This window comes from uncultured Methylophaga sp. (assembly GCF_947259025.1).
Classification (GTDB): domain Bacteria; phylum Pseudomonadota; class Gammaproteobacteria; order Nitrosococcales; family Methylophagaceae; genus Methylophaga.
On record NZ_CAMYKO010000005.1, the window covers coordinates 54,058 to 75,154 of the forward strand.

Below are 21,097 nucleotides of genomic sequence, written 5' to 3' on the forward strand. Positions count from 1 at the left end.
AGTGCTTGAAACAGTTGCTTACTGATAATATGATATGATGTATCATAACTGATGAGGCAATAATGAAAGATAATCTAGCGGTGGCTTGTTCCGGACTATGTCTCCTGCACTGTCTGCTACTACCAATATTATTGGCAATGGGCCTGACAGGGGCGCTCACATCGATGATGGCATCGGAGCTGTTCCATATTCTCATTTTGGTACCGGTTGTTGGACTGGCGCTGTTCAGCCTGCCACGGTCTTTTTTCCAACATGGTTCTGCATTGCCCATGATTTATGCCGGGCTGGGCATCGGTGGCCTTATTTGCAGCCTGATGGTGTCGGAAGCTTATGAGCTTTGGGTGACTATCCCGTCAGCATTGCTGGTGATTTGGGCACATCTGTGGAATCGCTGGCTGTTGATTCGTCAGGACTTGCAATGGGCGGTACAGACCGATGGATGAAAAAAGCTTATTAAATGCGTCGGAAGACGACTACATGAATGATGAGCAGCTTGCCTTCTTTGATGCTCGCCTGGTCGAGTTGAGAAAACAGACTCTGGAAGAAATCGAGTCCATGCGTGCAGAAATCAACCAGGGGCGGGTCAGTGATATGAGTGACAGAGCCACACTGGAAGAAGAGGCGATTATTGCTATACGTATCGCTGATAGAAAACGTCAGTTGATTCCCAAAATCGATGCAGCACGCCATCGCATCAGACAGGGCGACTATGGTTACTGTCTGCAGACGGGTGAGCCCATCGGTATTGCCCGCCTGTTGATTCGCCCCACCGCAGAATATTGTGCCGATGTGAAAACCATTAATGAAAGAAAGGAAAGCCAGTATGACCACTGATCAGGAAAACCGCTTGCCCGTTACCGTTTTATCCGGTTTTCTGGGCGCCGGAAAAACCACCGTCCTGAATCACATTCTGAATAACCGTGAGGGCCGCAAGGTCGCCGTTATCGTCAACGATATGAGCGAGATCAATATTGATGCTCAGCAAATCAATAATGACGTTGACTTCAACCGCGCCGAAGAAAAGCTGGTGGAAATGAGCAATGGCTGCATCTGCTGTACTTTGCGTGAGGATCTGTTGCTGGAAGTCCGACGGCTGGCTGATGAAGGACGTTTTGATTATCTGGTGATCGAATCAACCGGGATTTCCGAGCCGTTACCGGTCGCCGAAACCTTCACCTTTGCTGATGAAGATGGTCAGAGCCTTTCCGAAGTGGCCCGTCTGGATACGCTGGTCACTGTCGTTGATGCGGCCAACTTTCTTAATGACTTCCAGCAGGCCGGTATGCTGCAGGAGACCGGTGAGTCTCTGGGTGAAGACGATAACCGCAGTGTGGCTGACCTGCTGGTGGACCAGATTGAATTCTGTGATGTGATTTTAATCAGTAAGACGGATCTGTGCAGTCCTGAACAACTCAAAGCCGTGACCGGTGTGATCAAAAGTCTGAACCCGGAAGCTGAGATTGTCCCTATCGAGCAAGGCCGTGTTGATCTGACTCATGTTTTGGCAACGGGTAAGTTTGACTTTGAAAAAGCCGAACAATCAGCGGGATGGTTGCAGGAAGCGCGCGGTGAGCATAAACCGGAAACGGAAGAGTATGGCATCAGCAGTTTTACCTACACTGCGCGTAAACCGTTTAACCCACAGAAGTTTTATGAGTTTCTGCATCAGGAATGGCCCTGTGGCAAGTTGATTCGCTCTAAGGGTTATTTCTGGCTGGCCAGCCGGCCCCAGTTTGCGGGGCAGTGGAGTCAGGCAGGGGGCATTGCCCGTCATGGCTTTGCTGGTATGTTCTGGCGAGCAGTACCGGAGAGTCGCTGGCCTCAGGATGAAGAGTCACTGAAAATCATCAAAGAGCACTGGGTGGAACCGTTCGGCGATATGCGCCAGGAACTGGTATTTATTGGCCAGAATATGGATGAGGCCCAGGTCAGAAACATGCTGGATGAGTGCCTGATCAGTGAGGAAGAATTACTCGCCGGTAAGGCGCTGTGGGAAACCATGACTGATCCGTTTCCACGCTGGGAGCAGGCATAATGTCGGCCCTGGCAGATCGTGTTTATCCGTCACCGGTGACTGTCTCGGAGAGCCCGCTGGTGCTGAGTGAGATATACCAGCCGGACGTGGATTTTGCTATCTGGCAGCGTGAGTTCAGTGATGAGCTTGAACAGAATATTAACAGCTTACTGGCAAAGCAGACACGATTCAGTTTCAGGGTGATCCTGCGGCCTGAAGAGGTGTCAGAATGGTTAAAAGCTAAGTGGCCGGCCAGTCACCTTGAAGCCTTTCAGGCGGATGTTCAGAAGCTGGTCACGATGTTCGCTGACTTGTTTGATCAGAGTCATGTGGGAATGAGGCTGGAGCTTGTCGACAAGACCCTGTGTCCGCTGTTTCATGTGGACAAGGTCATGGCACGCATGGTGACAACCTATCACGGCCCGGCAACCGAGTGGCTGACGGAAGACAATATCAACCGACAGGCGCTGCAACTTCGTGATCACGAGCATGTTATGCGAGACAAGGACAGATTAGAGGCGGCCAATGCTGGCGAGGTGCTGCTTTTTAAGGGGCAGGAATGGCCCGGAGAAGAAGTGCAGGGCATTGTTCACCGTTCTGCACAAGCCACAGCAGAAAATCGTCGCTTGTTGCTGACGCTGGACCTGGTCTGAGTCCTATCTGACAAGGACTGTCTTTTAGTATTTAGCAGGGCGATTGTGACACGCATCGGCCTGCTCACAATGTTGTCTCGTTCTGGTCATGACTATTAAGCCCCTGAATTCAACATCCCCACTTTCTGCAATTTACCGGCAGTTTCTGCAATTTACCGGCAGTTTCTGCAAACGCTCGGCGAACAAGGGTTTACCGGTGAAATAGGGCAGGATTATGCGACGCGTACCGTGTTTGCGACGGATAATTCCATCTACCAGCGCCTGCCACAGGCCATTGTTTTCCCCGCTCATGTGGAAGATGTCCGTTTACTGGCCAGATTATTAGCCAGGCCCGAATTCACCGACATTAGCATTAGCGCCAGAGGAGGCGGCACCGGCACCAACGGCCAGTCCCTGACAAATGGGGTTGTGGTGGATTTATCCCGCCACCTGAATCAGGTTCTGGAAATCAACGTCGAGCAACAATGGGTCCGGGTGCAGGCCGGTGTGGTGAAAGATCAATTAAACGCCATGCTCAGGCCGCATGGCCTGTTTTTCTCGCCAGAGTTGTCGACCTCAAACAGGGCGACGATTGGTGGCATGATCAATACCGATGCCAGTGGACAGGGGAGTTGTGTCTACGGCAAAACCCGCGATCATGTTTTAGAACTGGATACCGTTGTCATCGGGGGGCAACAACTACACACGCACACTATTGCTGAGACTGATCTGACGCAACATACTGCCGGGTTATCTGAACATGAAGCATCTTTGTATCATTCTCTGGATAAGCTCAGCAGTGATAATCAGGCACTGATAGCGTCAACCTTTCCAGCCTTGAATCGCTGCCTGACCGGTTATGACCTGGCTCATCTGAAAGAGGACGGACAGTTCAATTTAAATAGTGTGCTGTGCGGCTCCGAGGGCACACTGGGCTTTGTCGTTGAAGCCAAACTGAATTTATTGCCTATTCCCAACTACAGCACGCTGGTGAACCTTCGCTATCCCAGCTTCATGGATGCATTACGTGATGCCAAAACTTTGATGCAGCACCAGCCGCTTTCTATCGAAACGGTTGATTCACACGTACTGCAACTGGCTCAAAAAGACAGTGTCTGGCAGAGCGTCTCCGAGTTTTTTCCCGCTGACAGCGGTGAGATCCTGGGCATTAATTTAATCGAGTTCAGCGGCGATAAAAAATCATCCGTGGATGCTCAGGTGAATGCCTTTTTGGCCTATCTGCAGCAGGATGAAGCCATGCCTCGGGCCGGATATACCCTGGCTGAGGGCGAAGATGCGGTTAAGCGGGTCTACGCGATGCGTAAACGTGCCGTCGGTTTGCTCGGTAATGCGCAGGGTGAAGCTCGTCCACAGCCATTTATTGAAGATATGGCTGTACCGCCGGAAAACCTGGCAGACTTTATTTATGAACTGCGCTCTCTCCTGGACAGCTACCAGTTGCAATATGGCATGTTCGGACACGTTGATGCAGGGGTTTTGCATGTCAGGCCTGCATTGGATATGAAAGACCCGCAACAAGCTGCTTTAATACGTCCCATCACTGATCAAGCCGTCAAACTGATTGAAAAGTATGGCGGCCTGTTGTGGGGAGAGCACGGTAAAGGACTGCGCTCTGAGTATGTGCCGCAATTCTTCGGTGACTTGTATCCGGCTATCCAGCAAGTCAAAAGCCTGTTTGACCCGAATAACCAGTTAAATCCCGGCAAGATCGCCTCGCCCTTGGGGTCTGCCAAAGACGCCTTACTTAAGATCGATGGTGTTGCTTTACGCGGTGAGTATGACCGACAAATCGCACCCTCAAACTGGCAAAGCTTTGGTGCCAGCATGCACTGTAATGGCAATGGCGCCTGCTATAACTACGACGTCAACGATTCTATGTGTCCATCATGGAAAGCCACACGGCAACGTATTCACTCACCCAAAGGGCGTGCTTCGCTGATGCGGGAGTGGTTGCGACTACAACAAGGCAGTGGTGTGGATGCCGCTGAGCAGGAACGCAGCGCATCCGAACGATCCCTCTGGCAGCAGCTGACACAGGCTGTCACGAAAAAAAGGCGAAAGGCTGAAGATAGCTTCAATCATGAGGTGTACGACGCTATGGCTGGCTGTCTGGCCTGCAAATCCTGCGTCGGGCAATGTCCTGTCAAAGTGAATATACCTGAGATCCGATCACGGTTTTTGTATCTCTATCACCAGCGCTACTTCCGACCATTGCGAGAATACCTGGTGGCTTCGCTGGAGTTTTTCATTCCCTATCTGTCACCTTTTTCATCGCTGTATAACGCGGTGATGGGACAGCCACGGGTGACACGGTTGTTGGCGAAAACCATTGGTATGGTGGACAGCCCCTTATTTGATGCTGAGCATTCAGGCTTTCAAGCCACGCTTAAGCAATGGGGTGTGAAAACAGCCAGCGTCAGTCAATTATCACAATTGAGTGAGGCAGAGAGAGCGCGCTGTGTTGTCCTGGTTCAGGATACCTTCACCCGCTATTTTGATACCCGTGTTCTTGCGGCCCTGATCGAGCTGATGTCTGAATTAGGTTTTTCCGTGTGGTTGGCCAGGCACAGGCCTAACGGTAAACCCCTGCATGTCCAGGGTTTCAGAAAAGCCTTTGCCGGGACGGCACAACGCAATATTCAGGCGCTGAACGCGCTGGCGGATCTGAATGTCACGCTGGTTGGGCTGGATCCGGCAATGACGCTGATTTACCGGCAGGAATATGCGGCGCTACCCAATATCGAATCTGTGCCTGAGGTGTTACTGCCACAGGAATGGCTGATAAAGCATGTACCTGAAAGCAGCCCCTCGACAGCGTCAGTGTCATACAAGCTGTTTCTTCACTGTACCGAAAAAACCAATGCGCTGAGCAGTAGTGCAGATTGGCAGACTGTGTTCCAGCATCTTGGCCTGCCTTTGTCCGTAGTGCCCACAGGCTGTTGCGGCATGTCAGGCACCTATGGTCATGAACTGCGAAACCTGGACACCTCGACCACCATTTTTCAGCAGTCATGGGCACCTCAACTGGCACAGACTCAGCCGGATGAAGAAGTGTTGGCGACAGGCTACTCCTGCCGTTCGCAAGTGAAAAGGATGCAGGGTGTGAGGTTAAAGCACCCGGTAGAGGTGTTGCTCGAAGCGGTTAAATGCGGCCGGGCAACAGCTTAGAATCAGAGGATTGTCGGGTTGGGGGCGTCACCGTAGACGTCTTCCGGCTCAAACTTTTTTGACTGCTCGGTAAAGATTAGGTCCGATTGTCGTTCACGGTCTTGCCCGACCGGGACACGACGATAAAAGCAGGAGCGATAGCCAACATGGCAGCTTGCGCCTGATCCCAATACCTTCACTGCCAGCCAGATCGCATCCTGGTCGTCATCAACACGCATTTCGATGACCTGCTGGACAAGGCCACTGGTCTTACCTTTATGCCACAGTGTTTGCCGTGAGCGGCTCCAATAATGCGCTTCGCCGGTTTCAATGGTTTTGCTGAGCGCTTCCTGATTCATATAGCCCAGCATCAATACCTCGCCTGAGGCATGGTCGGTGGTAATACAGCTAATCAAGCCTTGCTCATCAAATTTTGGCGCGAGTTCCTTGCCTTCTTCGACCTGCTCGATGGTTTTCCTCTCGTGAAACAGGGACGGTGATGTTTCGGTCATGGTAGTGTCCTCAAGTCGTTACTGGTGATAATCAAACTGGATAGGCTGAGCGTCCGGCCGGGTCGACAATGCCTCGTCCCGAACAACGATACTGCCCCGTACAATGGTATGAATCGGCCAGCCGGTGATGGCTTTGCCATCGTAAGGTGACCAGCCTGACTCACTCGCAACCCAGCTGTTTTCAATAGTGCGTTTAGCGGTGAGATCGACAATAGAAAAGTCGGCGTCATAGCCCACGGCAATACGTCCTTTACCTTGAATATTGAATAAACGAGCAGGACCCGCACTGGTTAAATCGACCAGACGTTGTAATGTCAGCCGACCGTGGTGCACATGGTCGAGCATTACCGGTAGCAGGGTTTGTACGCCAGTCATACCGCTGGGGGAGTTGGGATAAGGTTTGGCTTTTTCTTCCAGGGTGTGGGGCGCATGGTCACTGCCAATCACATCAACGATGCCATTGTTGATGGCACGCCATAAAGCGTCCTGGTGGCGTTTTTCCCTGACCGGCGGGTTCATCTGAGCGAGACTGCCCAGACGTTCATAGCAGTCTGGTGCGCTCATGGTCAGATGATGCGGGGTGACCTCAACGCTGACATGGTGCTTATGTTCGGCCAGGAAGGCGATCTCTTCTTCAGTACTGATATGAAGCACATGTAAGCGCCGACCGGTTTTTTCAGACAAGGCGACGATACGTTTGGTCGCCAATAAGGCACTCTCCACATCACGCCAGAAGGGGTGCTGAAGTACATCTTTACCGGCCTCAACAAGCTGACGACGCTCACGCAGACGTTGTTCATCTTCAGCATGAATGGCCACACGGCGCTGACCTGAGCTCAAAATTCGTTCCAGAATCGTTTGATCATCAGTTAATAAATCACCAAACGAGCTACCCATAAACACTTTCACGCCCGAGCAACCGGGCAGTAACTCCAACTCGGCCAATTGCTCGGCATTAACGACAGAGCCTCCGAGATAGAAAGCATAGTCACACCAGGCGCTGCGTTTCGCGATATCCAGCTTGGCACCAAGATCGGCTTTATGCATCGTTAAGGGATTGGTATTGGGCATCTCGAATATGCCGGTAATGCCGCCAAGCACCGCACCTCGTGTACCCGCTTCAATCGTCTCTTTGTGGGTTAACCCCGGTTCACGGAAGTGTACCTGTGTGTCCATCACGCCGGGCATCACATGCAGACCCTTCACCGATAAGGTGGTGTCTGCTGACCACTGCGCTTGCAAATCACCCAATGCCACAACACGGCCACCTCGGCAGGCGATATCGATTTTCAGTTCACCAGAGGGAGTGATGACGATGCCGTCACTGATCAGTAAGTCAGCATGATGGGATGCTGCTTGCGTATCATTCATGGGTGTCAGCCTGTTGGGGTTGCAATGCTTCCAGCACAGCCTGAAGTTGCTCAGTCTGTGCCTTTTGATCCGGTGGTTGAATCACATCAGTCATGAGGCTGAGCATCTCAGTGATGGGCAAAGCGCCCAGGTTGTTGCCATTCAGCTGGCGCAATGAGAGGGTCTGATGTTCTGTCTCTTTATCACCAATAACAGCAATATAGGGAATACGTTGCAGCGTGTGTTGGCGGACCTTGTAGCCTATTTTTTCTGAGCGGTTATCGATATCGACGCGACATCCTGCGTGGCGAAGTAACTGGGCAACCTGCTCTGCGTAACCGCTGAGGCCCTCATGAATGGTGCAGATAATCAGTTGAACAGGGGATAACCAGACGGGCAGCTTGCCTTCATACTGTTCGATAAGAATGCCGATAAAGCGCTCCAGCGAACCCAAAATGGCGCGGTGCAACAGCACCGGCGGCTGAGGCGCGCCATTATCACCGATGTAACTGAGCCCGAAACGTTCCGGCAGATTCATGTCGACCTGTAGTGTGCCGCACTGCCAGTCCCGTTTAATCGCATCCTGGAGGACAAACTCCAGTTTGGGCCCGTAAAATGCGCCTTCACCCTCATTGACCTGATATGGCAGCTGTAATTCATGCAGTGCATTGATGAGGGCTTGTTCCAGGCGATCCCAGGTTTTATCGGATCCGATTCGGTTATCGGGTCGTGTAGACAGCTTGATTCGGATATCGTCAAAACCCAGCTGTTTGTAGATGTCCAGCAGCAGGGCAATGGCAGCAACACATTCCGGCTGCATCTGATCAGGCGTGCAGTAGATATGGGCGTCATCCTGGGTAAAATGTCTGACACGCAGTAAGCCATGCAAGGCACCGGATGGCTCATAGCGATGCACTTTACCAAACTCACTCATTCGAACCGGTAAGTCACGGTAGCTCTTGATGCCCTGCTTGTAGAGCAACACGCTGCCCGGGCAATTCATGGGCTTCATCGCCAATACCCGACCATCAGCTGTCTCAGTGGTAAACATATGCTCTCGGTAATTGTGCCAGTGCCCGGAGGTTTCCCAGAGACTTCTGTCCATCACGTCGGGAGAGTTGATTTCCTGGTAGCCTTCATATGACTGTCTGCGGCGCAGATAGGCAATTAACTGCTGCAATACCTGCCAGCCCCTAGGCTGCCAGAATACAGAGCCGGGCGCTTCTTCCTGAAAATGAAAAAGATCAAGTTGGCGGCCCAGTTTGCGGTGATCACGTTTTTCCGCTTGTTCCAACTGATGCAAATGTGCTTTAAGCGCTTTTTTATCCGGCCATGCCGTGCCGTAGACCCGCTGCAGCATTTCATTACTGGCATCACCGCGCCAGTAGGCGCCGGCAAGCTTGGTTAATTGAAAGGCCTTACAGAAGGACATATCCGGCACATGCGGACCACGGCACATATCAATATATTCTTCATGGTAATAGAGGCCGACTTCCTTCACGTCGTCAGCCATATCATCAATGATCCGCACTTTGTAAGTTTCGCCGCGGGCTGCAAATATCGCTCTCGCTTCCGATTTTGCGGTCAGTTTCTTGATAACGCTGTAGCCGGTTTTTGCCAGCGCTTCCATGCGCTGTTGAATGGTGATTAAGTCTTGCGGTGTAAAGCGATGGTCGCTGTCTATGTCATAGTAAAAACCGTTGTCGATGACTGGACCGATGACCATTCGCGTATCAGGAAACAGTTGTTTGACCGCATGACCGAACAAATGTGCTGTTGAATGACGGATGATGTCGATGCCCTGTTCACTGTTGGCAAAGATCGGGTCAATCACACAGTCGCTATGGATGACATCACTTAAATCGCGCGGTTGACCGTTTATCAGCGCCGCCACAACAAAAGGTGTCTTTTTGGGCAGCAGAAGCTGTAATGCTTCTTCAAGACGAACAGGCGTATTGAATGTTTCTGTCGCCCCTGATTTGAGGGTGACTGTCAGCACAAAGTTGGCCTTGGACGGGGGTAACAACATGGCGGCTAAAACTCGTTTTGTATGTTTTTGTAACCCTTCACCAAGGCATTGTTAGTCAGGGCGACATCTTCTGAAAATGAGCTGGCATCGGCGGAGACTTGCGGGAATTGAGCGAGGTCAGTATCGGCACCGATACGTTGCGTTGAGGGCACATAAAAGTTAGCTGGCAGTTCACAACCATCAACTACGGCGTTGTAGCGAACCACGCAGCCGCTATTGAGCTTGCAGTTAAACAAGACGCTGTTAAAGCCGACAAAAACCTTGTCACTGATCTCGCACGGACCATGCACGATGGCCCGGTGTGCAATAGAGGTATGTTCGCCGATGGTCACTTTCGCCCCGGATTTTGAGTGAATGACCACGCCATCCTGAATATTGGAGTGCGCCTTGATAATGATGGGTTCAATGTTGCCGTTTTCATCGAGCTCATCGGCGCGAATGACAGCATAGGGCCCAATGAAGACGTTTTCTTCAATGACGACAAGACCACAGACAATGGCAGTCGGATCAACAAAGGCATCAGGATGCACCTGAGGCAAGTCGCCACGTGGGTTTTTTCTAATCATGTAAAAGCTTCTTTGTTTTAGTTTGAGATGAACGCATCAGCAAATGGCTGAGCAGGGTAAGGTGAGGAAACTCCAAAAGCATGCCGATGACAATAGCCGCGTAGATCAATGGCTGGGAGGGCAATGCAACCATTGTTACCGCCAGCATCAGCGGGGCATTTCGTGCTGCAATTGTCATGGTCAGTAGTACGTGCTCAGCATAGGGGAGTGCAAAACGTTTGCTGAGTAACTCGCTGAGGACAAAGGTCAATACAAAGAAGCAAAAAACAGCCAGTAATAACCAGGCAACGACGTTGATATGGCTCAGCAGGACATGAATGTTGCCGGCAAAAATCTGCATAATCAGCAGTGAAATCAGAATCGGGATAAGCTGTGATATGGCGGCCTGTAAAGCACGCATTTGTTCTTTAGTCAGCAGCAGGTTGAGCAAGACTCTCGCTGCTAAGGCAAGCGCAAGCGGTTCTATAAACCAGTGCTGCAGGGTGTTAGCTAGTATCCCCGGTTCAATGGTGACCACATCGCTGGTGAAGACATATAAAAACACCGGGTAAAGTAATAGTTGCAAAACCATGTTTACAGGCAGTAAAGCGGCGCCCAGCAGGGTGTCGCCGTGGCAAAGGCGGGTAAAACCCAGAAACCAGTCCGTGCAGGGCGACATAAAGTAAATCACTAACCCGACCATCAGCAGCGGGTAGTCACTCAGGAACACAGAGGCAATGCCGTAACCGATGACAGGCACTAAGACAAAGTTGGCAATAACCGCGATGACTAAGACTTTGAGCTTGTGTCGACTATTGATCACCAGGTTAAATCTAAGACTGAAAAACAGCAGCGTAATCAGGGTCAATAGTGTGGGGTCGCTGTACTGACTGATAGACTCAGCGAGCGCGGGGGTGGCGGCGTGGCCAATTAAGCTGCCACTGATGAGACCGATAAGCAATACCAGGGCTGAGAAACCCAGTCCGTGCTGGGGGGATGGGGGTAGCGTGGTTAACATTCGCAGTCCTCACAACATTCGCTATTACCAAAGGGACCCCAGGGGGCAGATTCAGCGTGCAGATCACTGTCATCCAGAGACAGGCAGAGAGCTATCAAACTGGCGAGTTGGGTAAAGCGCTGACGGAATTTGTAGATAAAGCAATACTGCTGCGTGCCTTGCTTGACCTGGGGGCCGACAAGAAATAACCCGGGAGTGCGGGTAGACTCATCAGCCTCGCTAAGCTGAAGTTTGCCGTTTTCATCCCATTCCCACAGCTCACTAATCTGCTGAGCGCCGCCGCCGGCTACAAACCCGGTCGCTAGAATGGGCGGGTGGTTCACATGCCATTGCCGGCCATCTTCGGCGTGTACCCGGAATGCACTATCCTCGCCCTGGTCAACATGACTGATATTGGCACCGAAATGAATGTCCAGTCTCTGGGTTTTCAATGCCTCGTTCAGCCTGTCCCGGCTATGTGGTGATAACGATAAACTGGGGTCATAGAGGTTCTCCGATTCCCAGCTGTGTTTTTTTACCAGCAGGCGCACGTGGTGCCCTTGTTGGACCAGGTTTACGCTGGCATCAACACCGCTTTCGTAACCGCCGATAACGATAAAGGTCTCGGCATCGTAATCGGTCCAGTCATTGACCGTGGCATAGTGGATACAGGAGTCTGCGCCGGGAAAGGGGGCGAGATCCGGAAACTGGTATTCCCCCGTTGCCCAGATCAAAAACTTGGTTTTGACTTCACCCCGTTCAGTTTGCAACTTAAAACCGGCCGGTTTACAACGGTCGACGTGGTTAACAGGACAGTGTTGCTCAATGGGCAACATAGCGGTTTCAGCGATAAACGCCAGATAATCAGCGTATTGATTTCCGGGGGGGTGCTGTGAGCCGCAAAATATCGCCGGTGAGCTCAGTTCGCTGATGGCATTTAGATCAGCCAGACCATAAGGGTTGCTGTGAAATGACGGCGTTAAGAAATGGGTTTGCCTGGGCCAGCGTCGAAAAGATTCGCCGATATCACCCGGCTCGAGGACGACATAGGAGAGAGCAGGGATATGCTGAAGTTTCAGTGCCATCCCGATCCCTGCGGCACCGGCACCGACAATGACGACATCGTATGACTCTTCCATTGCTCAGTGCCCCCGTGTTTCGCTGAATTGATGGGCAGACAGGTGTATTTTCTCGACCATACGGGCGAGTCCCGTGGCACGTTGTGAGCTCAGATTGTAAACAAGCCCGGTTTGGGTAATGAAGTCAGCCGGAGTTCGTTGAATTTCGGTGGCAGATTGACCTGAATAGACTCGGAACAACAGGGCCATCAGTCCTGCTACAATCGTTGAATCGCTGGTTCCGGAAAAATATAATCTGTTGCCCGATGATTCGGCCCGGAACCAGACATTCGACTGGCAGCCGGCTATTTTATATTGCTCGGTTTTCAGGTGATCGCCATCGCGTCTCAGTTTTTTCCCCAGATCCACCAGGTAGGCATAGCGATCGACCCAATCCTCCAGCGTGCTGAAGTTGTTGATGACTTCGGCCTGAGCCTCTTTAATACTTTGCTTGTTTTTACTTGCAGCCATAAATAACGATGGATTCATAAAAGATACAATATATCATATCATAATAGTCGTGCCATTTTTCAAGAAAAGGTTATACTGTATCTATTAAAATAATCGTTTCGTCAGCATGCTATGGTCTACTGCTATAAGGCAGTAAAAGAACACTGGCGAAAAGCGCTGTAGCGTCTTTGCTGGACTTGAGATACGTATCACAGTCAGCTGCCCGGAAACTCATACAAACCGATATGCCAATGAAAACTGAAAAAATACTTCAGCAAGCTGAAAAAACCTGCATGGAACAGGGGGGGCGTTTAACCCCCAAGCGTCGCCAGGTACTCGAGATTTTGCTGCAACAACCCCAACCCTTATCAGCCTATGAAATTGCCGATCATTACCAGCAGATTCTGAGTGAGACCATCCCGGCGATGTCGGTATATCGAATGCTCGACTTTCTGATTTCACAAGGCTTGGTTCATAAACTGGCATCAGCGAATAAGTTTATTGCCTGCTCTCATATTACCTGTACCCACGGTCATCAGACACCACAGTTCCTGATTTGTGATAACTGTCATTCAGTGCGTGAGGTAGGGATTGATAATCGGCTTATTAACGCGCTGAAAAAAAGTATCAGTGACAATAAGTTCCAGTTAAACAGCCCCCAACTGGAACTTCATGGGCTATGTGAAGACTGCCAGTAATCACCTGTCACCGGCTATGTTGCCGGTTTTCTTTTTTGTAATAAATGATATGATATATCTAATGCTGGCTGACTTATCCAATTGCTGAAAACAGCCAGATCCTTGCCTGCTTGAGAAGGCTGTCGTTGTCCTCGCAATGGCCGTTTAGGAGTTTCCATGAACATCGTTTGTTTAAAAAATGCCCGTGTCTATGATCCACTTCAACAAGCCAGCGGGGAAATGATGACACTGTGGATAGGCGATGACAGGATAATCGATGAGCCTTCAGCGGAACTGCAGCAAAAAGCGACTGTGTATGACCTGAATGGGTCCGTGACCATGGCTGGTGCTCTGGATATTCACAGTCACATTGCCGGCGGTAATGTGAATACCGCCCGACTGATGTTGCCTGAGCAACATCGCAGTCATCTTGAACGCAATCATCAGACACCATTTTCCAATGCCAAATGGTCTTCCTTTGAGACCGGGTATCGTTATACCGAAATGGGCTACAGCATGGTGCTGGAGCCAGCGATGTTGCCGGTCAATGCGCCGCAGGTGCATGCCGAGCTGGCAGATATTCCCATCATTGATACCGCAGCGTTAGCGGTGCTTGGCAGTGATGATTTCCTGGTCAGGTTGCTGCGTGCCGATGCCAGTCAGGCACAAGTGAACGACTACGTCAGCTGGACAATGAATGTCACCAAGGCGCTGGGCCTGAAGGTGATCAATGCCGGCGGCTCGCAGGCTTTCAAAAAGGGAGCAGAGACCTTCAGTTTGGATGATGTTGTGCCTGAGTACGGCATATCTTCCAGAACGCTTTTGCAACGCTTGCAAACCGCCGTGGTTCAAACCGGCTTACCACACCCTGTTCATGTGCATTGCAATAATCTGGGCACCCCCGGCAATATTCAAACCATCGTTGACACCATGGAGGCGGCACAGGGCCTGCCCATGCACCTGGCACATGTGCAGTTTTACGGCTATGGCGATGAAGGCAAATATGGTTTCTCATCGTCGGCAGCACGGTTGATGGAGGCCTTTAACCGGCACCCGAATATTACCATGGATGTGGGACAGGTTTTGTTTGGTCAGACTGTCACCCTGTCTGGTGATGTGATAGCACAGTTTGCTCGTCGCTATGACGCCTCACCACAGAAATGGAATGTCTGGCATGCCGAGAACGAGGGGAGTGGTGGGATTGTTCCTTATCACTACAAATCAGCGGGTTTCGTGAATGGTCTGCAGTGGGCTATCGGTCTGGAGATATTCCTGCTTTGCGATGATCCCTGGCGTTTATTTTTCACCACAGATCACCCCAATGGCGCGCCGTTTACCCGCTATCCCGATTTGTTGCGGCTGTTGATGGATTACGACTACCGAATCGAGTGTCTGTCTCATCTGCATCCGGATATCGCTGAAATGACCTTGCTGGCAGATATCAAACGCGAATACAGCCTCGATGAAATCGCGGTGATGACCCGCGCTGCCCCTTCGAAATTACTGGGTCAACAGGATCGTGGTCATCTCAAGCCGGGCGCCAGAGCAGATATTGCGGTCTACCGTGAACAGGACGATAAAGCGGCGATGTTCCGCCGGGCTGACAAAGTGTTTAAAAACGGCCAGCTGGTTCTGGATGAGGGCGCTATCCTCTCAAGTGCGGCGGGCAAAACGCTGGCCCTGAATGTGAGCTATGATCGGAAAATTGAGCCTCATATTCAAAGCTATTTCGATCGTTTCTATAGTTTACGAATCAGTAACTATGGTATCACCGATGACACTGGCGAGCTTGAAAGACGATTGCAGATGCACATAGTCAGCGGTGCATTCTCACACTAGCATCTGGAGTCTGTATAATTCACTATTTAAGATACGATACATCATATAGTTTGAGGTCTGAATGAAAGATAAAGCAGCCGTGTTATTATCCGGGCTCTGTCTGCTGCACTGTTTCCTGCCCCCGCTGATTATCAGTCTTGGGCTGATGAGTTTTGCCGGCGAAATGCTGGAGTCTGAATGGGTACACCTTGCGCTGCTATTCCCGGTTGTCGGGCTCGCGTTGTTCAGTTTACCCGTCTCTTATCGTAATCATCGCTCTCGTGGGCCAATGTTAGTGGCTGCTGCGGGTATCACTGCACTGAGTAGTGCCCTGATCCTGCCTGAAACGCTGGAGCTCTGGATTACGGTCCCGGGAGCTTGCCTGCTGATGTTCGCGCACAGCTGGAATAGCATGTTGCTGCAACGTCAGACAGTGGTGTCGCCAGAGGTACTGGTGCGGGCTACCCGATAAGCCACCAGAGAAACTGTTTAAGGAGCGAAAAATGAACAGGTTCAGATTGAATGCACTTGGGAGTGTCATTGCAGCCTTGCTGTCCGTGTCGACAAGCGCAGCTGTTGTCGCCGACGAGCAGCATGACCACCATGATCATCATGGCCACCAACACAGTTCGACTGAAGCCCATGTGCACGGGGAAGCAGCGTTAAACCTGGTCATTGATGGACAGACTTTGCTGGTTGAGTTTATCTCGCCAATGGAGAACCTGCTTGGTTTTGAGCATGCGCCGAAAACTGAGCAACAGAAACAGTCTTATCAGCAACTGCTGCGACAGCTGGCCGGTTACCGTTCACTCTTTTCTATTCCCGGTGGACAATGTCAGCTTACTGACCAGCATCACAAGCCGCCTTTTAACGATGCGTCAGGCAAACATGCCGAATGGCAGGGTGAGTATCACCTTAGCTGTGATGAGCTAGAACAGGCCGACCGTCTTCAACCTGAGATTTTTTCCGCCTTTCCCGGTGTGGAGAAGCTGACAGTGCAGTTGATTTCGACCAAAGGACAATCCCAATTCATCCTCAGCAAAGACAGTGATCCTGTTCCACTGCGCTAGCTCGCATCAACCTCGTTTTTTCAATCACAGCCCCCAATTTATGAGCGAACTGAAACTACAGCGTATTCAGCACGCGCTGCCGACCAATGTCATCACCGGCTTTCTCGGGGTCGGGAAAACCTCAGCGATTCAGCATCTGCTTGAACAGAAACCTGACTCAGAACACTGGGCTGTGCTCATCAATGAGTTCGGTAAAGTCGGCATTGATCGCCAGTTGCTGAGCAGCACCACAGACAAACAAGGGCAGATAGAGATCCGGGAGGTTGCTGGTGGCTGCATGTGTTGTTCTGCAGGACTGCCTATGCAGGTGGCGCTCAATCAAATGCTGAGAAGCCGTAAGCTGGATCGCTTACTGATCGAACCCAGTGGCCTGGGTCATCCGGAGGAGGTGATTGCTTCGCTGGCCGGCCCCAACTACCGGGGGATGCTTGATATCAGAGCCACCCTGACACTGGTCGATGCCAGGCATTTTAATGATGCGCGCTATACCGAACACCCGGTGTTTCAGCAGCAACTGCATATCGCCGATACACTCGTTGTCAACAAAACGGATTTATCTGCACCCGCTGATATTCAGCAAATGGAAAAGACGCTGATTAGACTGCATCTTGATGAGATGCCGACGCACTATTGTGAACAGGGACGGCTGGATCCGGCCTGGCTATCAGCGCCGGCCAAGTTTGATCAGGCGAAATGGGCCAATCCGCCCAGCGTGCTCAACCTGGAGTCAGCTGAAGCACCGCTGCCTGACTGTGGTTTCCTGAGAGAGGAGCAACAGCTCGATGGCTGGTACAGCTGTGGCTGGCGCTTTGAACAAGACTGGCATTTTGATGAGGCTGGCTTGCTTGAATGGTGTGCTGTGCAGCAAGCTGAGAGACTCAAAGCTGTGGTTAACATTGGCAATAAGGCCATGGTGATTAACCAGGTTGAGGGTCAGATGAAAGCTCAGCACAGCAGAACAGGCGTCGATGAGAGCCGACTGGAAATGCTGTTTCGGAGCAAACCGGATGCCGCCGCGCTGGAAACGTCTTTACTGGCCCGCCGCCGTGATTACTCTTCGGTATAAAGTTCTACCGTTTCCGCGGTCATGCTATAAGCAGACTGTGCCACATTATTCTCAGTGAAGCTGGTTGTGATGGTCCCTTCCAGCCAATAGGCATTATAAATATCTTCCACCATAATGCCTTGTTGTGAGGTGACATAAATAATCTGATTGGGTGGTGGTGGTGGCAGGTGAATGCAGGCACCGAAGTAGGGCACCAGGAAAAACTCCGTGACTTCCTGTTTGTCGTTCATCTCTACAGGCACAATAAAACCGGGTAGCCGAATGGCTTTGCCGTCCATGGATTCAACAATATCAGTTGAAACCAATGCTCGCTGGTAGGCATCATCGGGTGCGGTAGACTGTTCCAGTGCGTTGAGCATTTTGTTACTGAGATTGTCCTCAGGACTGCCGTCTTCAATCTCGTTGATATAGTCGGGTGGATTCTCCAGCGCTTTCAAATCTTTTTCCGGCAGCAGATCAACCCAGTTGATACGCTGGTAGTCTTCGGCCAATGACAGGCCTGAAAAAACAAAAAGAATAAGAAAGACGATCTGGCGGGTGAGGGCAGCAGTTAGCTTGGGCATACGCAACTCATTATTGACCTGATATGTTGTATCATCCAAGCTGATTGTACATGAATTGACTGTGTAAATATGCTCCTTATCGACAATCTGACATTCCGTTATCCGGGTGACGATAGAGACCTGCTCCATATCCCTCACTGGCAGGTCGAGGCCGGTGAGGCTATCTTTCTGTCAGCCCCTTCCGGCAGTGGCAAATCGACGCTGATTAATTTACTAGCGGGCATTCTTACGCCGCAACAGGGCACGATCCGCTTGCTTGATACCCTGATTAATCAATTGTCTGCTCGCCGCCGCGATGCGTTTCGGGCCCGTCATATCGGCATGGTATTTCAGCAGTTTAATCTCATTCCTTACCTCAGTGTGATGGATAATATTCGCCTTGCCAGTCATTTCTCGGCGCTGTCAGCAGCAGAGGCTGATAAGCGCGCATCCCAGCTGTTGGACAAGCTGGGGCTGACTGAAGCAGAAGCCGGACGTAAGGCAGGCCTGCTCAGTGTCGGTCAGCAGCAGCGGGTGGCAATTGCCCGCGCCCTGATTAACGAGCCTGAACTACTGCTGGTTGATGAACCGACTTCGGCGCTGGATACGGCTCACCGTGACAGGTTTATTGATTTATTGATGCAGCAATTGGTGCCAGCACGCACCAGCCTGATTTTTGTCAGTCATGACACCAGTCTGCGGTCGCATTTCAGTCGACATGTCGAAATAGGAGCACTTCAGCATGATGCTGCTTAAACTTGCCTGCTACAGTCTCGGTTCCCGGCTGGGCACGGTATTGTTGACAGTGTTGATGATGAGCGTCAGCGTGTTTGTACTGCTCAGCGTCGAGAACATCCGCCATCAGGCCAAGGAAAGTTTTCAGCAAAGTGTTTCTGACGTCGATTTAATCGTCGGCCCGCGTACCGGGCAGATCAACCTGTTGTTGTATTCCATTTTCCATATCGGTGTACCAACCCACAACCTGAGCTGGAACAGTTATCGGATGTTGCAACAGCATCAGGATGTCGACTGGACTATTCCTTTGTCACTGGGGGATTCTCATCAAGGCTACCGGGTGGTGGGGACTGAACAGCAGCTGTTCGCGCATTTTCGATATCGCGCTGATCAGGCACTGGATTTTGCTTCCGGTCAGGCTTTTAATAAAACTTATGATGCGGTGGTGGGGGCTGAAGTCGCTTCCAGTCTGGGCTATCAGGCCGGCGATGAGATTGTGCTGGCCCACGGCATTGCCGATACCAGCTTCAGTCGCCATGACAACCATCCATTTCAAATCAGCGGCATTCTCAAGCCCACCGGCACGCCGATCGATCGTTCGGTATTTATCAGCCTGACCGGCCTGGAAGCCATGCACGCGGATTTCCCCGGTGCTGATACCGCCCCTAATCTGACACCGCAGTCGGTAACTGCCGTGATGGTCGGGCTCAAATCGAAAATCAAAACCTTCACTCTGCAGCGAGAGATCAACCAATATGCGGGTGAAGCCCTGCAGGCTATTTTGCCCGGTGTGGCATTGAGCAGCCTGTGGTCAATGCTCGGCGGGGTAGAACAGACTTTATGGGTGATATCGCTGTTGGTGCTGTTGGGCGCTTTGATTGGCATGGTCAACGTGCTGTTACTGTCGATGCGGGAGCGGCAACATGAACTGGCGGTATTAAGAGCACTGGGATACCGGCCCGGCTTTTTGTTTGCCTTGCTGCAACTGGAAGCGCTGTTGATTACTGTCTCATCAATCATCGTCGCCTTACTGGCATTAGCAGCAGGCGATATCTGGCTGCGCCAGTGGCTGTTGTCCCAATTCGGTTTGTTTCTTTCTGAGAGCCTGCTACAGCCGGGAATGGCGCATTTGTTGATGGGGATTGTGCTGGCCGCGGTCGTGTCAGCCTTACTGCCGGCAATCAATGCTTACCGGCAGGGGCTGAATCTTCAACTGCGTTAGTGTTATTTAATTGGCGGGGGTGAGGCGGTAGATAATGCCCGCATCAGTACCGACCAGAACAGCACCGTTGGGTGCTTCGATGACATTACGGATACGGCTGTTCAGGCTTCTCAGCAAACGCTTTTCGTCCACGGCTTCATTGCTGTCATTGAGGGTGACGATATTCAGGTGTTGCAGTTTCATCGCCCCTGAGAGTAGCTTGCCCTGCCAGGATGGAAATAACGTGCCCTGGTATTGAATAAGGCCACTGGGCGCGATCGAAGGGTCATACATTTTGACCGGTTGTTCCATGCCTGCTTTTTTCTCTTCACCTACTGCCATCGGCGCCCAGTATTCCTGGCCGTAGGAGATTTCCGGCCAGCCATAATTGTTACCGGGTTTGACCAGGTTAATTTCATCTCCGCCGCGGGGGCCGTGCTCCTGGGCCCATAAAGTCTCGGTGTCTGTGTTGTAAAACAGCCCCTGCACATTGCGATGACCATAGCTCCAGATTTCCGGCAGGGCATTGTCCTGACCGACAAAAGGATTATCCTCCGGCACGCTGCCATCGAGTTTCAGGCGCAGAATGCTGCCAGCATGGTTGCCCAGGTTCTGACCATTTTCGCGTTCACCGCGATCGCCGAGTGACAGAAACACATGGCCATTGGCATCAAAAGCAATTCGGCCGCCGAAGTGCACATCATTGCCAGTGCGGCTTTGGGTGACAATCAAATCCTGCCATTCGACCAACTGCTTGTCCTGCAGTTTGGCACGTGCCAGCGTGGTCGCACCTTTACCATCAACATTTTTGATATAGCTGATATAAATCCAGCCGCTGTTGGCAAAGTCCGGCGACAGGCGGATATCAAATAGGCCGCCCTGACCGCCAACGCGTACGTCATTCGGCAGGCCGCTGATTTTAATAACCTCAGCGGAACCGGCTTTGATATGGTTCAGCTTGTTCTCACGCTGCGTCACCAGCAGGCTGTTATCGGGTAATACTGCCATGCCCCAGGGGACGGAGAGGCCGCTGGCCAGCTTTTCTATTTTGAGATCCTTGTCACGGCTGATGTCGGCACTCACCGAAAATGCTAACAGGCAGGTCAGGGATAAAGTCAGCGTTTGTAGCCATTTCATATTCAGTTCCTTTGTTAGAAAGCGTTACGAAAGTTT

At 51.4% G+C, this 21,097-nt stretch carries 21 protein-coding genes; 12 read left to right on the forward strand and 9 right to left on the reverse strand.

Annotated features, from left to right (window positions below; all coding sequences use genetic code 11):
- Window positions 1–62: 62 nt before the first annotated feature.
- The 5 genes from Q0X64_RS06240 to Q0X64_RS06260 all read left to right on the forward strand — a co-directional run bounded on the left by Q0X64_RS06240 (window position 63) and on the right by Q0X64_RS06260 (window position 5,835).
- Window positions 63–443, forward strand: a complete 381-nt coding sequence (locus Q0X64_RS06240; protein WP_297810043.1) for a MerC domain-containing protein — start codon at window positions 63–65, stop codon at window positions 441–443.
- Window positions 436–834 (forward strand): TraR/DksA C4-type zinc finger protein, encoded by a 399-nt coding sequence (locus Q0X64_RS06245; protein WP_297810045.1) that lies wholly within the window; start codon window positions 436–438, stop codon window positions 832–834. The genes Q0X64_RS06240 and Q0X64_RS06245 overlap by 8 nt, the downstream gene beginning before the upstream one ends.
- Window positions 824–2,035 (forward strand): zinc metallochaperone GTPase ZigA, encoded by a 1,212-nt coding sequence (zigA, locus tag Q0X64_RS06250; RefSeq protein ID WP_297810048.1) that lies wholly within the window; start codon window positions 824–826, stop codon window positions 2,033–2,035. Before Q0X64_RS06245 ends, zigA begins: the two co-directional genes overlap by 11 nt.
- Entirely contained in the window at window positions 2,035–2,667 is a 633-nt protein-coding gene (locus Q0X64_RS06255; RefSeq protein WP_297810053.1) for a DUF1826 domain-containing protein, read from the forward strand. Before zigA ends, Q0X64_RS06255 begins: the two co-directional genes overlap by 1 nt.
- Before the next feature lie 228 nt (window positions 2,668–2,895).
- A complete protein-coding gene (locus Q0X64_RS06260; protein ID WP_297810056.1) occupies window positions 2,896–5,835 on the forward strand; it encodes an FAD-binding and (Fe-S)-binding domain-containing protein in 2,940 nt (979 codons plus the stop codon).
- Between the two features lie 2 nt (window positions 5,836–5,837).
- Here Q0X64_RS06260 and hisI read toward each other — a convergent pair whose 3' ends face one another.
- Genes hisI through Q0X64_RS06295 form a run of 7 tightly spaced genes read right to left on the reverse strand, consistent with a single transcriptional unit; the run spans window position 5,838 to window position 12,836 of the window.
- Window positions 5,838–6,326, reverse strand: a complete 489-nt coding sequence (gene hisI, locus Q0X64_RS06265) for a phosphoribosyl-AMP cyclohydrolase (RefSeq protein WP_297810059.1) — start codon at window positions 6,324–6,326, stop codon at window positions 5,838–5,840.
- 18 nt (window positions 6,327–6,344) lie between these two features.
- The gene (locus tag Q0X64_RS06270) at window positions 6,345–7,697 is read right to left on the reverse strand and encodes a dihydroorotase (protein ID WP_297810062.1); all 1,353 of its coding nucleotides are present in this window, start codon (window positions 7,695–7,697) and stop codon (window positions 6,345–6,347) included.
- On the reverse strand, window positions 7,690–9,675 hold the full coding sequence (thrS, locus tag Q0X64_RS06275; protein ID WP_366517508.1) for a threonine--tRNA ligase: 1,986 nt from the start codon (window positions 9,673–9,675) through the stop codon (window positions 7,690–7,692). Before thrS ends, Q0X64_RS06270 begins: the two co-directional genes overlap by 8 nt.
- Window positions 9,676–9,710: 35 nt before the next feature.
- A complete protein-coding gene (locus Q0X64_RS06280; protein WP_297810069.1) occupies window positions 9,711–10,271 on the reverse strand; it encodes a carbonate dehydratase in 561 nt (186 codons plus the stop codon).
- The gene (locus Q0X64_RS06285; protein ID WP_297810072.1) at window positions 10,264–11,268 is read right to left on the reverse strand and encodes an arsenic resistance protein; all 1,005 of its coding nucleotides are present in this window, start codon (window positions 11,266–11,268) and stop codon (window positions 10,264–10,266) included. The genes Q0X64_RS06280 and Q0X64_RS06285 overlap by 8 nt, the downstream gene beginning before the upstream one ends.
- Window positions 11,262–12,386 (reverse strand): NAD(P)/FAD-dependent oxidoreductase, encoded by a 1,125-nt coding sequence (locus Q0X64_RS06290; RefSeq protein WP_297810074.1) that lies wholly within the window; start codon window positions 12,384–12,386, stop codon window positions 11,262–11,264. The genes Q0X64_RS06285 and Q0X64_RS06290 overlap by 7 nt, the downstream gene beginning before the upstream one ends.
- 3 nt (window positions 12,387–12,389) lie before the next feature.
- Entirely contained in the window at window positions 12,390–12,836 is a 447-nt protein-coding gene (locus Q0X64_RS06295; RefSeq protein WP_297810076.1) for a SufE family protein, read from the reverse strand.
- Between the two features lie 230 nt (window positions 12,837–13,066).
- On the opposite strand from Q0X64_RS06295, the gene Q0X64_RS06300 reads away from it, so the two are divergent.
- From Q0X64_RS06300 to Q0X64_RS06320, 5 genes are all read left to right on the forward strand, one after another.
- The gene (locus tag Q0X64_RS06300; RefSeq protein ID WP_297810079.1) at window positions 13,067–13,513 is read left to right on the forward strand and encodes a Fur family transcriptional regulator; all 447 of its coding nucleotides are present in this window, start codon (window positions 13,067–13,069) and stop codon (window positions 13,511–13,513) included.
- 156 nt (window positions 13,514–13,669) lie between these two features.
- Window positions 13,670–15,331 carry a formylmethanofuran dehydrogenase subunit A gene (locus Q0X64_RS06305; protein ID WP_297810082.1) on the forward strand — a complete coding sequence of 554 codons (1,662 nt, stop codon included), beginning with the start codon at window positions 13,670–13,672 and terminating at the stop codon, window positions 15,329–15,331.
- A gap of 61 nt (window positions 15,332–15,392) precedes the next feature.
- Window positions 15,393–15,782, forward strand: coding sequence for a MerC domain-containing protein (locus Q0X64_RS06310; protein ID WP_297810086.1), 390 nt, complete (start codon window positions 15,393–15,395; stop codon window positions 15,780–15,782).
- Between the two features lie 31 nt (window positions 15,783–15,813).
- Complete coding sequence (locus Q0X64_RS06315) at window positions 15,814–16,380, forward strand: DUF2796 domain-containing protein (RefSeq protein WP_297810089.1); 567 nt, start codon at window positions 15,814–15,816, stop codon at window positions 16,378–16,380.
- A gap of 40 nt (window positions 16,381–16,420) precedes the next feature.
- Window positions 16,421–17,446, forward strand: a complete 1,026-nt coding sequence (locus tag Q0X64_RS06320; protein WP_297810092.1) for a GTP-binding protein — start codon at window positions 16,421–16,423, stop codon at window positions 17,444–17,446.
- Here the strand turns inward: Q0X64_RS06320 and Q0X64_RS06325 are convergent.
- Complete coding sequence (locus Q0X64_RS06325) at window positions 17,431–18,009, reverse strand: DUF3299 domain-containing protein (RefSeq protein WP_297810096.1); 579 nt, start codon at window positions 18,007–18,009, stop codon at window positions 17,431–17,433. The genes Q0X64_RS06320 and Q0X64_RS06325 overlap by 16 nt on opposite strands.
- Before the next feature lie 69 nt (window positions 18,010–18,078).
- On the opposite strand from Q0X64_RS06325, the gene Q0X64_RS06330 reads away from it, so the two are divergent.
- Window positions 18,079–18,744, forward strand: a complete 666-nt coding sequence (locus Q0X64_RS06330; RefSeq protein ID WP_297810098.1) for an ATP-binding cassette domain-containing protein — start codon at window positions 18,079–18,081, stop codon at window positions 18,742–18,744.
- Complete coding sequence (locus tag Q0X64_RS06335) at window positions 18,731–19,945, forward strand: ABC transporter permease (protein WP_297810100.1); 1,215 nt, start codon at window positions 18,731–18,733, stop codon at window positions 19,943–19,945. The genes Q0X64_RS06330 and Q0X64_RS06335 overlap by 14 nt, the downstream gene beginning before the upstream one ends.
- Before the next feature lie 6 nt (window positions 19,946–19,951).
- On the opposite strand, the gene Q0X64_RS06340 is transcribed toward Q0X64_RS06335, so the two are convergent.
- On the reverse strand, window positions 19,952–21,061 hold the full coding sequence (locus Q0X64_RS06340) for a PQQ-dependent sugar dehydrogenase (protein ID WP_297810103.1): 1,110 nt from the start codon (window positions 21,059–21,061) through the stop codon (window positions 19,952–19,954).
- Between the last annotated feature and the right edge of the window lie 36 nt (window positions 21,062–21,097).